The following is a 13,738-nucleotide window of genomic DNA, read 5'->3' on the forward strand; positions in this document are numbered from 1 at the left end:
TAAAGCTGGGACTTTTTTTAGTCCCGGCTTTTTTGATCTTATGAGCTGAATTCATTTCTAATATTATCCTGGGTCTGGGCGAATTATCCTGATGAATTATCAGATTATTCATATAAGAATGCAAAATAATCAAATAATCAGATAACTTAAGAAAAAAATACTTTACAAGGTCCTTAAATTTTTGTATGATAGATTCCAACGTAGGAAATCTACAAAAAATAACATTTCCAAGCAGCAGGAAGAAAGGAAGAGACTTATGACGAACAAGAGAGAGAACACCCCTGGGTTATACCATCCTAGCTTTGAGCATGATAACTGCGGGATTGGAGCCTGTGTCAATATTAAAGGGATCAAGAGCCACAAGACTGTTCATAATGCTTTAAAGATTGTAGAGACCTTAGAGCACAGAGCCGGTAAAGACGCAGCAGGAGAGACTGGAGACGGTGTCGGGATCATGCTTCAGATCTCCCACAAATTTTTTGAGAAAGCTTGTAAGGAGGCCGGTATCGGAATCGGGGGAGAGAGAGAATACGGCGTCGGCATGTTTTTCTTCCCGAATGACGAACTGAAAATCCAGCAGGCCAAGAAGATGTTTGAGATTATCGTGGAAAAAGAAGGGATGAACTTCCTGGGATGGAGGGAAGTGCCCACGGACAGTAAGGTTTTGGGAAAAAAGGCCATTGAATGTATGCCTAAGATCCTTCAGGCATTTATTGAAAAACCGGAGGCAGTTGAAAAAGGGCTGGAATTTGACCGCAGGCTTTATATCATCAGGAAAGTTTTTGAACAGAGCAACGAGGAGACCTATGTGATCTCTTTGTCCAGCAGAACCATCGTATATAAGGGAATGTTCCTTGTGGATCAGTTGAGGACCTTCTTTAAAGACCTTCAGGATCAGGATTATGAATCTGCCATAGCCCTCGTTCATTCCCGGTTCAGTACCAACACCACTCCAAGCTGGGAGAAAGCACATCCGTACCGTTTCATCGTACATAACGGTGAGATCAATACCATCCGTGGAAACGCTGATAAGATGCTGGCCAGGGAAGAGAATATGGAGTCCAAGTACCTGAAGGGCCAGATGCATAAAGTGATCCCTGTAGTCAATCCCAACGGATCAGATTCGGCAAGACTTGATAACACACTGGAATTCCTTGTGATGAGCGGTATGGCACTGCCTCATGCGATCATGATCACCATTCCGGAGCCATGGGAGAACAATAAAGTTATCAGCCAGAAGAAACGGGATTTTTACCAGTACTATGCCACTATGATGGAGCCTTGGGATGGACCGGCTTCCATTCTGTTCACCGATGGAGACCAGGTAGGAGCCGTGCTTGACCGAAACGGCTTGCGTCCTTCCAGATATTACATCACCGATGACGATCAGCTGATCCTGTCTTCCGAGATCGGAGTGCTGGATATTGACCCTACGAAGATTCTAGTGAAGGAACGGCTGCGTCCGGGCAAGATGCTCCTTGTGGACACGGTCAAAGGAGAAGTCATTGACGATGATGTTGTAAAGGAATCCTATGCAGGAAAAGAACCCTACGGCGAGTGGTTAGACAGCAATCTGATCGAACTTAAGGATTTAAAGATCCCGAATATCCCTGTTCCGGCTTACGAGTCCGAGCAGAGAGAAAAGCTTTTAAAGGCTTTCGGATATTCCTATGAAGAAGTTAAAACAGCCATTCAGCCCATGGCACTCAATGGCTCAGAGGCAATCGCGGCCATGGGAACGGATTCCCCGCTGGCTGTTCTGTCAAAAAAACACCAGCCGCTGTTTAACTATTTTAAGCAGCTGTTCGCACAGGTAACAAACCCGCCGATTGATGCGATTAGGGAAGAGCTTGTGACCTCCACAACGATCTACGTGGGAAAAGACGGAAATATCTTAGAGGAAAAGCCGGATAACTGCCAGGTGTTAAAGGTTCATAACCCAATCCTTACGGATACGGACCTTTTAAAGATCAAAAACTTAAAGCGGGAGGGATTCCAAGTAGCTGAACTTCCGATCATATACTATAAAAATACTTCTCTGGAAAAGGCGCTGGACCGTCTGTTTGTGGAAGCTGACCGTGCTTACAGGGATGGGGCCAATATTATTATTCTGTCTGACCGGGGCGTGGATGAGAATCATGTCGCTATCCCGTCACTGCTGGCTGTGTCCGCGATGCACCAGCATTTGATCAAGACAAAGAAAAGAACCTCTGTGGCCCTGATCCTTGAGAGCGGCGAGCCGAGGGAAGTCCACCACTTTGCGACTCTGCTTGGTTACGGAGCCTGTGCGGTAAATCCATATTTGGCTCTTCAGGCTATTCAGAAGCTTATTGATGATAACCTGCTGCACAAGGATTATTATGCCGCAGTGGAGGATTATACAAACGCAGTGCTTCACGGAATCATCAAAATTGCATCCAAGATGGGTATTTCCACGATCCAGTCTTACCAGGGGTCCCAGATCTTTGAGGCGATCGGTATTGACTCCAAGGTCATTGACCAGTACTTTACAAATACAGTAAGCCGTGTAGAAGGAATCACCCTGAAAGATATTGAAGAAGATGTGGATGTGAGACATTCCTCTGCATTTGATCCGCTGGGCCTGGAAAACGATCTGATGCTGGAGAGCACCGGAAGCCATAAGTTCAGAAGCGGCAAGGAACAGCATCTGTATAATCCGCAGACGATCCATACGCTTCAGATGGCGGCAAGGACCGGCAATTATGACACGTTTAAGCAGTATACACATATGATCGATGAAGAGCTGGAGCCGGGCAATTTAAGAGGCCTGATGGAGTTTAACTATCCGTCCAAGGGCATCCCTCTGGAGAAGGTAGAGAGCGTAGAGTCGATTGTCAAAAGGTTTAAGACCGGTGCTATGTCTTATGGTTCTATCTCAGGAGAGGCTCATGAAACATTGGCCATTGCCATGAACATGCTGGGCGGCAAGTCCAACAGCGGAGAGGGCGGGGAACGCCCGGAACGTCTGACGGTTGGAAGAGACGGAAAGAACCGCTGTTCTGCTATCAAACAGGTGGCATCCGGAAGGTTCGGAGTCACAAGTGAGTATCTGGTCAGTGCAAAAGAGATTCAGATCAAGATGGCTCAGGGAGCAAAGCCTGGTGAGGGAGGACATCTTCCGGGAAAGAAGGTTTATCCTTGGATCGCCAAGACCCGTCACTCAACGGCGGGAGTGGGACTGATATCCCCTCCGCCTCACCATGATATTTACTCTATCGAGGATCTGGCGCAGCTGATCTATGACTGCAAAAATGCAAACAGGGACGCCAGAATCTCTGTGAAGCTTGTATCCGAAGCTGGAGTGGGAACTGTGGCATCCGGTGTGGCAAAAGCCGGGGCGCAGGTAATTCTGGTCTCAGGGTATGACGGTGGTACCGGAGCCGCTCCTAGAAACTCCATCTACAACGCAGGGCTTCCATGGGAGCTGGGACTTGCGGAAGCACACCAGAACCTGATCATGAATGATCTCAGAAACAAGGTGATCCTGGAGACAGACGGTAAACTCATGAGTGGACGTGACGTAGCAGTGGCGGCTATGTTAGGGGCAGAGGAGTTTGGTTTTGCTACAGCACCGCTTGTCACCTTGGGCTGTGTCATGATGCGTGTCTGCAACCTGGATACCTGTCCGGTGGGTGTGGCTACTCAGAATCCGGAACTGCGCAAGAGATTTGCAGGAAAACCGGAGTATGTGGTAAACTTCATGCGGTTTATTGCCCAGGAACTGAGGGAATATATGGCGAAGCTTGGTGTGGCTACCATCGATGAACTGGTAGGACGCACAGATTTGCTGAAACCGACAGAGGAAGCCAAAGAAAAGCATATTGACCTGACAAGGATTCTGGATACTTCCTATGTGGAAGCGGAAAAGGTTGATTATCTTCACAAAAAGGTTTATGACTTTAAACTGGATAAGTCAGCGGATGAGACGGTTCTTCTTAAGAAATTGAAACCGGCTCTGGAAAAGAAGCAGAGAAAGAGCATCGAACTGGATGTGACAAATATAGACCGTACCTTCGGTACGATCTTCGGCTCTGAGATTACCAAACGCTGGGGTGAAAACACACTGCCTGACGATATGTACACAATAAAATGTACTGGTGCCGGCGGACAGAGCTTCGGGGCATTTATACCGAAAGGGCTCACGCTGGAGCTTGTGGGAGACAGCAATGACTACTTTGGAAAAGGGCTGTCAGGAGGAAAGCTTGTGGTTTATCCTCCGACCGGCGTCAAGTTTAGGCCGGAAGAAAATATCATTGTAGGAAACGTGGCGCTCTACGGAGCAACCAGCGGCAAGTCATTTATCAACGGAGTTGCAGGAGAACGATTCTGCGTGAGAAATTCCGGAGCTATTGCCGTCGTGGAAGGCGTAGGCGATCATGGATGTGAATATATGACCGGAGGACGTGTTTTAGTCCTCGGCGAGACAGGGAAGAACTTTGCGGCAGGCATGAGCGGCGGTATCGCTTATGTTCTGGATGAGGACAGCAGTCTCTACATGAATGTGAACAAGGAAATGGTGACCATTGAAAACATTACATCCAAATACGATGTGCTGGAAGTCAAAGAAATGCTGAAAGAGCATGTGGCCTACACAAACTCCGAAAAAGGAAAGAATATCCTGAAGAATTTTGAAGAATATCTGCCGAAGTTTAAAAAGATCATGCCGGTGGATTACAAACGGATGCTGAACCTGATCGTTCAGATGGAAGAACGGGGACTTAGCAGCGAGCAGGCACAGATTGAAGCATTTTACGAGAACGCAAAGTAGGAGGACAGACAAATGGGAAAACCGACCGGATTTATAGATTATGATAGAAAAGATGCAAGGGCTGAAGATCCCAAGGAAAGAATTAAACATTATAATGAATTCCATATTCCTCTCCCAAAGGAGGAACAGCAGAGGCAGGGTGCCCGCTGTATGGACTGCGGTGTGCCGTTCTGCCAGTCAGGGCTGATGTTAAATGGAATGGCCTCCGGATGCCCGTTAAACAATCTGGTTCCGGAATGGAACGACTTGATCTATACAGGCAACTGGGAACAGGCATTTGAACGGCTTAAAAAGACCAATCCGTTCCCGGAATTCACAGGAAGGGTCTGCCCGGCCCTCTGTGAGGCGGCCTGTACCTGCGGCCTGAACGGAGAACCAGTCTGCTCTAAGCAAAATGAGCTGAGTATCATTGAATACGGATATGCCAACGGGCTGGCAAAGGCAAAACCTCCGAAGAGCAGGACAGGAAAGAAGGTTGCAGTTATCGGATCAGGCCCGGCAGGGCTTTCAGCTGCCAATTCCCTGAATAAAAGAGGCCATCAGGTTACGGTTTTTGAACGCTCTGACCGGGTGGGAGGCCTTATGATGTATGGGATTCCCAACATGAAACTGGAAAAACAGGTTGTGGAGCGCAAGATCAAGATCATGGAAGAGGAAGGCATTCGCTTTGAGATCAATACGGATGTGGGAAAAGATATCAAAGCAGAACAGCTGAAAAAAGAATATGACAGTATTATCTTAGCCTGCGGCTCCTCTCATCCAAGGGATATTGAAGTCCCAGGAAGAGATGCAAAAGGTATCTACTTTGCAGTGGATTTCCTGAAATCCACCACAAAAGCACTGCTGGACAATGGGCTTAAGGAAAACACCTATATCAGTGCGAAAGGGAAGAATGTGCTGGTCATCGGAGGCGGCGACACAGGAAATGACTGTGTGGGCACTTCCATCCGCCACGGAGCTAAGAGTGTCATCCAACTGGAAATGATGCCGGAGCTGCCCCACGAGCGGGCGGAAAACAATCCGTGGCCGGAGTGGCCAAGAGTTTCAAAGACGGACTATGGGCAGGAGGAAGCGGCCGCTGTGTTCGGACATGATCCGAGGACTTACCAGTCTACGGTCAAGGAATTTAAGAAGAATAAAAAAGGGGAGGTGTCAAAAGCCGTCATCGTGAAGCTTGAGAGCAAAAAGGATGAAAAGACCGGACGGATGGTCATGGCTGAGATTGCAGGTACGGAAAAGGAAGTGCCGGTGGATTTGGTGCTGATCGCGGCAGGATTCCTTGGAAGCGAATCCTATGTGACCGATGCATTTGGCGTAAAGGTTAATGAGCGCACCAACGTCGCCACACAAAAAGACTCTTTCCGGACCAATATAAAAAATGTGTTTACTGCAGGAGATATGCACCGGGGCCAGTCACTGGTCGTCTGGGCGATCCGCGAAGGACGGGAAGCGGCAAGAGAGGTCGACCTTGAGATGATGGGCTACACCAATCTTTAAGAACCGTTACACGGCCAGAGACAAAACCAGTTTGGTTTTGTCTCTGGTTTTTTTTACAGTTTTTCCGTATAATAAGAAAGAAAAATCAATGGGAAGGACGGATGGATATATTGAAGGAATATAAAGAATTATTTTTAACCTTTTTTAAGATGGGTGCATTTACGTTCGGCGGAGGTTATGCCATGCTTCCGATGATCGAGAGGGAAGTTGTACAGAATAAAGGCTGGGCCACCAGCGAAGAGGTCATGGATTATTTTGCGGTGGGACAGTGTACACCGGGAGTCATCGCTGTCAACACTTCCACGTTTATCGGATACAAATTAAAGGGGATTAGGGGAGGTATCACAGCCACTCTGGGATTTACGGCTCCGTCCCTGGTCATCATCATGGTGATTGCCGCTTTTATGACCAACTTCAGTGAACTGAAAGCGGTGCAGAGCGCGTTCTGGGGCATCCGGGTCTGTGTCTGCGTCCTGATGATCAACAGCATAAAGAAGATGGTAAAAGGCGGTGTGGTGGACTGGCTTACCGGGATTATCTTTGCCGCTACGTTTTTCGGTATGGTATTTGTCATGAATAATCCGGTGATCTATGTGATCATCGGTGCTGCCCTGGGGCTTCTGCTCTGCGGGCGCGTGCGGAAAGGAGAGCAGAATTAATGATTCTTTTTCAGCTGTTTGTAGAATTCTTTAAGACAGGCCTGTTTGCCCTTGGCGGAGGCCTTGCCACACTTCCGTTTCTCTATAGTATGGCAGACAAATTTCACTGGTTTACCCAGGGCGATATTGTCAATATGCTGGCGATCTCAGAGTCCACACCGGGAGCCATCGGGGTTAATATGTCAACCTATTCCGGATATCATATCGCAGGAGTTCCGGGAAGTCTCATAGCGACCTTTGGTCTTGTGCTGCCGTCCGTCATCATTATCATCCTGGTGGCCAGGGTACTGGAAAGCTTTAAGAATAACCGCTATGTGGAAGCTGGTTTTTACGGTATACGCCCGGTGGTGGCCGGGCTAATCTGTGCAGCCACCTTATCCGTGTTTAAAGTTGCGTTCTTAAAAACCGGAGAACTGAATATTCATAAAATACTTTCCTCCATTGACTTTAAATCTGTGATTCTTTTTGTTATATTATATATGATAAGTAAGTTAGCAGAAAAACGGGGGAGATCCATACATCCGATTTTCTTGATCGTGTTGTCGGGGTGTATTGGGGTTGCCGTACTGGGAGTTTGATTATGCATATTTTAGGACATTTTAGGACAATTACAAAGCACAAAATCCTGGTGGCAAAGGGCTGCTTTAAGGTCGGCCTTTACTGGCAAGGGATCATGCACGATATGTCAAAGTATTCTCCGACGGAATTCATTCCCGGGGCAAGGTACTATCAGGGGAATCAAAGCCCCAACAATATAGAGAGGAGAAAGTACGGGATATCCAGGGCATGGCTACATCATAAGGGGCGGAACAGGCACCATTTTGAGTATTGGATCGATTACAGCTTAAACCCGGAGGCCAAATGTCTGGTAGGAATGAAGATTCCCAAACGATATATGGCGGAGATGCTGGTAGACAGGATCAGTGCGGGAAAGATCTATAAAAAGAACGATTTTACAACAGAGAGCCCTCTGGAGTATTTTAACAATGGGATCGGTGCATCGATTATGCATGAGGCATCCAAGGATTATCTGATGATGCTTCTGACCATGTATGCCAAAAAAGGAGAGAAGGAGACCTTCCGTTATGTCAAAAGAGACCTGAAGGAAGATATCAGCGGCTATGACAAAATCTCTCCTTTTGAAAAGACGGGTTCAGTAGTCATAGGCTGAGTGCTGGTAAAATTGTCTTGCATATAATTCTTGAAACTCTGGAATACTTAGGGTATAATAGCTTTAATGAAACGGAACGAACGGCCTGGGGTGTACGATAACGCCTGCTATTTTGAACCTACAACTATTTGAACGGGATTCCGAATATCCGGCTGGATACCAAGCCACAATACGGTGGAAGGTAGAAGGCAGGATGAGGAAACCCACCTAGCTGTGGCTAGGAGTCAAAATTGCGGGGAACGGCATCTTGGGCATAACAAAAGATAAGATTGAGGGGGATGCCATACAGGCAGCCCCCTTGTTTCATGTCATAGGAAATTCCTACGGAACCTCTTATGACATAAAAACGCTTCGCGAGAATGCAAACAAAATGCGTAAGGAAATCATTTAACTACGTCAATTCACATTTGGTGCTCAAAATTGTCAATTACAGTACCTCAAAGAGTGAGGGTCTGGTTGTTTTGATTGATACTGAAGAATGGATAGGTCTCCCGGCGTACCTGATCCAGGTATACTTGCCCGATGGGAATGGCACTCTCATGTCCGAGCAGATAGAGGCTCTCTTTGTCCGCCGCTGCAATATAGGAGAGATTTACGATAAAAGAACGGTGCACGCGAATAAATCCTTTGTCTTTTACGGACTGCTCCACAGTATTAAGCTTGGAATAAAATTCAAATGTCTGGTCTTTAAAGTGAACGACTACGAGACGTCCCAGCGTTTCAAAATGTGAAATATCAGAGAGCCTGATGCACTGGAAGGTAGAACGGTTCCTGCACACGATAAACGGCTGCTGTCTCTGTTTAAAGACAGAATAGGCGGCAAGAAAAACGGACTCGCCTTTTGTGTAATTGAGCCTTGACTTAATGATATAATTAAAGGGATAGGCTGTAAAACAATCCCCGGCACATTCAGGGCGGAGACCAAGGAAGACGACAAGTCCGTCGGGGTCATATTCCCGGAGATGGACGGCAGTATCTATGCCGTTCATGTCTTTCAGCACTGCATCGATGAAATAGAGATCAAAAAAGTGGTTTGGATTTTCCGCATAGCGAAGAAGTTCCCCACCTGATGAGAAGGCTCGGAAATTGGCCTGAATCTGGTGTCTCTCTGCGATGGACTGAAAAAGGCGATATGTTTTTCGAGGGTTGCAGGGGTATCGTCACAAAAACAGATAGAAAACATGATATCACCTTCTTAACTCTTATATGGAATAGGTTTTAAGTTGTGAAAGTTTCTTTCGGACCTGATTTAAGTATGTGGTGCCGATAGGGAGTTCAAATCCGTTGGTCAGCTTTACGGTGTGGTCAGTGACTCTGTCAATATGGCGCATGTTGATGAGAAAGGATCTGTGAATGCGCAGAAATCCTTTCGGAGTCAGTTCCTTTTCCAGGCCTGCCATGGACCTGTAGAAAGAAAAGCTTGTATTGCTGTGATATACAGTGGTGATTCTTTGAAATATTTCAAAATAATAAATATCTGACAGAGGAAACACGTGCTCATCCATGTCATTGCCGCATTGGAACAGCTTGTCCCGCCGCTTTCTGGCTAGTGAGAGAGCTTTTATGTATACGTCCTCAAACTCGGCAAGGGTCAGATGCTTGATATAAAAATAGTAAAAAGGAAAGGTTGGAAATGTATCCGCGGCCAGCTGTTTGTTAGCCGATACATAAATAAACAAGGCATGACAGCCAAGCTTGCGCAGGCTCTTGGCAGCTTCCAGCCCGGCAATCTGTTCGTCTTTGCACCTGGATATACGAAATATGATCACATCTGCCCGTTCCGGATGGGAAGAAAGATCAAATACTAGTTCATCTTTGTTGTCATATTCAAAGATATCAGTGCTGTAGTGGTGCTTTGAGGCAAGTTCTTCTAGTGTCTTTTTATTGGCTTTGGATGTCTTCCGGTTATTGTTATATATGTAAATGTTCATTGGTATCATCACTCCATTTTGCATTTTGTACAACTCTATCTTACCATGGAAAAACTTAGAAATACAATAAGAAACCGAATCTTTTTTATTATCTATGGATATCTGATTTTATTTCCGGTATAATTGGTTAATATCTTTTAAAAGGAGCTGTAACATATGAAATTTTACAATAAAAATACGCAGGGATTCTTTGGACTTGTAGCATTTGGTGTCCTTCTCTATCTTGGGGTCAGCAACATAAGCTACATACTGAAAGGAATCTCTTATCTGATCTCTGTGATTTTCCCGTTTGTGATCGGCGGATGTATGGCATTTATCATCAATGTACCCATGAGGTTTTTTGAGACCCGTTTGTTTTCCAAGGTAAAGAAGGGCAGAAGAGCATTGAGTCTGCTGCTGGCTATCGTCTGTATTATCGGTGTGCTGGCGCTGATCAGCTTTTTGATTCTGCCTGAGCTTGCCAGAACTTTATACAGCCTGGCCTCCAGTATTCCGGGGTTTGTGAATGAGATTCAGGGCTTTTTACAGAAAATATCGGATAATCCTCTACTCACAAAACAGAATTTGATGAAGATTGATCTGGACTGGAACAAGATCAGCAGTGAACTGATGGGCTTTTTTCAATCCAGCGCCAGCAGCCTTCTGGGATCTACGATGTCAGTGATCAGTTCTGCTGTGCAGACCGTGGTGACTTTCCTTCTGGGTATCGTGTTTGCTATGAACGCGCTGCTGAAAAAGGAAAAGCTGATATTGCAGACCAAGAAGCTTTTGTATTCTTATATCAAAGAATCCTATGCTGACCGGATCGTATATATCGGAAATATGTGTAACCAGGCGTTTTCAAGCTTTCTGTCCGGCCAGTGTACGGAAGCGGTAATCCTGGGTACGATCATTTTCATCTGTATGAATATCATTGGACTGCCTTATGCTATGCTGGTAGCTATGTTTATCGGTGTGACTTCCCTGATCCCGATTTTGGGAGGCATTATCGGAAGCACCCTGGGAGCTATCCTGATCTTTATGGTGAGCCCGTTTAAAATGGTAGTGTTTGTTATCATGTTTGTTGTGGTGCAGCAGATTGAAGGAAACCTGATTTATCCTCATGTGGTTGGGAATTCTGTGGGCCTGCCTGCCATTTGGGTTTTGGTGGCTGTGACAGTGGGCGGCAATCTGGCAGGAGTTCCAGGCATGTTTATCAGCATTCCGGCATGCTCCGTTATTTATGCACTGCTTAGGGATGCGGCCAATGAAAGGCTTAAGAAGAAAGGCCTTTTGGAGAAAGTTGAAAAAAAATAAGTATATTCTGCGGATGTTAGGTTCATAATAACTCCATAAAACAATGGAGGTGGAAGGAATGGAACGAGACGATATCATCTGTCCATGTGTCGATGTGACCGTGGGAGAAATAATAGATGCCTATGAAGACGGCGCAACTACCGTGGACGCAGTCAAAGATGCCACTGGCGCAGGGAGTATCTGCGGGGCATGTCTTGACGATATTGAAGAATTACTTACAGAACTGAAATCAAAATAAGAACAGGTAAAAGCCGGATGGATTTGACTTATTAGTCAGCCATTCGGCTTTTTATTATGTCGTAGAAAATTCCAACGGAGCCTCTTAAGACATAATAACGCTCCGTGAGGATCATACTGCGGCGCTATGCATACAAATTATATAGGAAAATGAAAATTGTCGGGATATTCCAATCCCGGCCTTTTTTTGTCGCAAAAAATGGCATCAAAAAAATGAAGTGGTTTCAGAGTGCAAAAGCCTATGACGTCCACTTTGGAATCGTCAATTAATAGATAGCGGTGTTTTGATTTCTGACAGGCGATATTTTTGATTTCACTGGTCTCGATTTCAGTACAGTATGCATAATTTTCTTGAAGATCAATGCCGACACAGGCGATAAAGCAGCGGTCAAAATTATATCCTTGAATCTGGTTAACAGCAGTCGGACCATAGGTCATTGCAAAGTCGGACATATAGATCCCGCCGACCATGATGATTCTTGCGGTTGTTGGAGGTGTGATCTGAGAGGCGAACAGATGGTTGTTTGTAACAATGGTGACCGGTCTGTTCTGCAGCAATTTGAACATATAAGCGGAGGTGGTTCCGCCGTCAATGAAAATACATTCGCCATCCTGTATTTCTTTGCACGCTATTTCACAAACTTTTTTCTTTGAGACAGAATTTAATTGTAATTTGCTTGACATGTTAAAGTCGGTTTCCAGGGCCATGACAGATCCGCTGGATGGCTTTATGGCACCTCCTGGAATACGTTTTAACTTTCCCTGTTGTTCAAGAGAGGATAAATCTCTGCGTATAGTTGCAGAGGAAACATGGAATTCATCTGCCAGATCATTGACGTTTAATATGCCATCTTCGTCCAGTTTCTTTAAAAGATATTCAATTCGGCTGTTCATAAGCATAAATTCCTTTCGTGATCGAACATTATGATACCAATAAACATAGCACAAAACTGAAAGAATATCAAAATCTTCTGGTGGATAGTTCACAAATGAATATCAATGTTTGGGAATAAACATAAAATGATTGACTATGGACATGAAATATTGTAATATGTTCATGAACGAAAATAAATATTTTCGGTAATGGACAAGGAGGAAAATAATGAAACTAATCAAAGCTACAGAGAACAAGGAGGGAACAGATGAAAAGCTATACACAATCTAAAGTAAATCCAGATATTCCGGGAATTATTGTTATGAGTCATGGCCCGTTTGCAGTTGGGCTGATCGATACAGCAAAAATGCTGTTCGGTGAACCGGAAAACATAGCTGCATTTTCTCTGGAGGAAGGGGATGATATCGATGAGTATCGCAGCATGTTTTCAAAAACATTTGAATCCTTTCCCAAAGGAAGTATTGTACTCGCTGATTTGTACGGCGGGACACCGTGCAATCAGGTCCTGCAATATGCACAGGAGAATCATCAAGTGTTTGAACTTGTGACTGGGGTAAATTTACCGATGCTGCTCCATGTTGTCATATCCAGACAAAGTCCGGGTATTCTGGAGGAAAAGAATTTTTCACTCGATGCAGTTGAAAATGCTAAATCAGGAATTTCCCGGGTAGATATTGAAAGGTTTATTTCATCAGATGACGACGATGAAGATTAGAAGTAGGAAGTCATGAAAGGAGTTTAATATGGCTAAAAAATTAATGGTTCGTGTGGATGACCGGCTGATCCACGGACAGGTGCTTACACAATGGGTTAGTACGATCAATGCACAGAAAATTGTTGTGATCGATGACGAGATATCAAAGGACAAAATGCGTAAGAACATCTTAAAATTTGCTGCGCCGGATGACATAAAGATTAGCATTTTCTCCGTGGAGAAAGCAGTGGAAGTATGGAACAAGAACCAATTTGGGAATATGAATGTGTTTGTATTGTTTAAAGACGTGAATATGATCAGGAAATGCAAAGATATGGGGTTGGTTTTTTCTGATATATCGCTTGGGCAAATGTCCATCATTCAAGACAGGCAGCAGATATATAAACAGTTAGGTTTGAATGAACAAGAGGCTCAGACTGTATTTGACCTTGAAAGAGAGGGAATCCATATTTATTTTCAAATGATCCCCACGGACAAACAAGAATCTTTGGATATGTTAAAGAAGATATTTCCTCAGCTACATTAAGAAAGTCAGAAATAAAAAGGAG

At 45.1% G+C, this 13,738-nt stretch carries 12 protein-coding genes and 1 other RNA gene; 10 read left to right on the forward strand and 3 right to left on the reverse strand.

The features are described from left to right. Positions 1-256: 256 nt before the first annotated feature. The 6 genes from gltB (at position 257) to ssrS (ending at position 8,374) form a co-directional block, all read left to right on the forward strand. A complete protein-coding gene (gltB, locus tag AR1Y2_RS07095; protein ID WP_137328354.1) occupies positions 257-4,789 on the forward strand; it encodes a glutamate synthase large subunit in 4,533 nt (1,510 codons plus the stop codon). A gap of 12 nt (positions 4,790-4,801) precedes the next feature. Continuing rightward, positions 4,802-6,286: a glutamate synthase subunit beta gene (locus AR1Y2_RS07100; protein ID WP_137328355.1), complete on the forward strand. Its 1,485-nt coding sequence runs from the start codon at positions 4,802-4,804 to the stop codon at positions 6,284-6,286. Positions 6,287-6,387: 101 nt separating this feature from the next. After that, positions 6,388-6,945 (forward strand): chromate transporter, encoded by a 558-nt coding sequence (locus AR1Y2_RS07105; protein WP_330576972.1) that lies wholly within the window; start codon positions 6,388-6,390, stop codon positions 6,943-6,945. Then, positions 6,945-7,523: a chromate transporter gene (locus AR1Y2_RS07110; RefSeq protein ID WP_137328356.1), complete on the forward strand. Its 579-nt coding sequence runs from the start codon at positions 6,945-6,947 to the stop codon at positions 7,521-7,523. Before AR1Y2_RS07105 ends, AR1Y2_RS07110 begins: the two co-directional genes overlap by 1 nt. A 2-nt stretch (positions 7,524-7,525) precedes the next feature. After that, positions 7,526-8,116 carry a DUF5662 family protein gene (locus AR1Y2_RS07115; protein ID WP_137328357.1) on the forward strand — a complete coding sequence of 197 codons (591 nt, stop codon included), beginning with the start codon at positions 7,526-7,528 and terminating at the stop codon, positions 8,114-8,116. Between the two features lie 79 nt (positions 8,117-8,195). Continuing rightward, positions 8,196-8,374: non-coding RNA, 6S RNA (ssrS, locus tag AR1Y2_RS07120), on the forward strand. A gap of 179 nt (positions 8,375-8,553) precedes the next feature. On the opposite strand, the gene AR1Y2_RS07125 is transcribed toward ssrS, so the two are convergent. Next, positions 8,554-9,105, reverse strand: coding sequence for a LytR/AlgR family response regulator transcription factor (locus tag AR1Y2_RS07125; protein WP_243118886.1), 552 nt, complete (start codon positions 9,103-9,105; stop codon positions 8,554-8,556). A 213-nt stretch (positions 9,106-9,318) separates the two neighbouring features. Continuing rightward, positions 9,319-10,047, reverse strand: coding sequence for a LytR/AlgR family response regulator transcription factor (locus tag AR1Y2_RS07130; protein ID WP_137328358.1), 729 nt, complete (start codon positions 10,045-10,047; stop codon positions 9,319-9,321). Between the two features lie 156 nt (positions 10,048-10,203). Between AR1Y2_RS07130 and AR1Y2_RS07135 the strand changes: the two genes are divergently transcribed. Further along, entirely contained in the window at positions 10,204-11,343 is a 1,140-nt protein-coding gene (locus AR1Y2_RS07135; RefSeq protein WP_137328359.1) for an AI-2E family transporter, read from the forward strand. 58 nt (positions 11,344-11,401) lie between these two features. After that, positions 11,402-11,581, forward strand: a complete 180-nt coding sequence (locus tag AR1Y2_RS07140; protein WP_175403605.1) for a (2Fe-2S)-binding protein — start codon at positions 11,402-11,404, stop codon at positions 11,579-11,581. A 137-nt stretch (positions 11,582-11,718) separates the two neighbouring features. On the opposite strand, the gene AR1Y2_RS07145 is transcribed toward AR1Y2_RS07140, so the two are convergent. Beyond that, a complete protein-coding gene (locus tag AR1Y2_RS07145; RefSeq protein ID WP_175403606.1) occupies positions 11,719-12,474 on the reverse strand; it encodes a DeoR/GlpR family DNA-binding transcription regulator in 756 nt (251 codons plus the stop codon). Between the two features lie 248 nt (positions 12,475-12,722). On the opposite strand from AR1Y2_RS07145, the gene AR1Y2_RS07150 reads away from it, so the two are divergent. Both AR1Y2_RS07150 and AR1Y2_RS07155 read left to right on the forward strand, forming a co-directional pair. Next, positions 12,723-13,190, forward strand: a complete 468-nt coding sequence (locus AR1Y2_RS07150) for a PTS sugar transporter subunit IIA (protein ID WP_137328362.1) — start codon at positions 12,723-12,725, stop codon at positions 13,188-13,190. Between the two features lie 28 nt (positions 13,191-13,218). After that, positions 13,219-13,716 (forward strand): PTS system mannose/fructose/N-acetylgalactosamine-transporter subunit IIB, encoded by a 498-nt coding sequence (locus tag AR1Y2_RS07155; protein WP_137328363.1) that lies wholly within the window; start codon positions 13,219-13,221, stop codon positions 13,714-13,716. Positions 13,717-13,738 lie beyond the last annotated feature (22 nt).

The sequence above is a fragment of the Anaerostipes rhamnosivorans genome (assembly GCF_005280655.1).
Lineage (GTDB): Bacteria > Bacillota > Clostridia > Lachnospirales > Lachnospiraceae > Anaerostipes > Anaerostipes rhamnosivorans.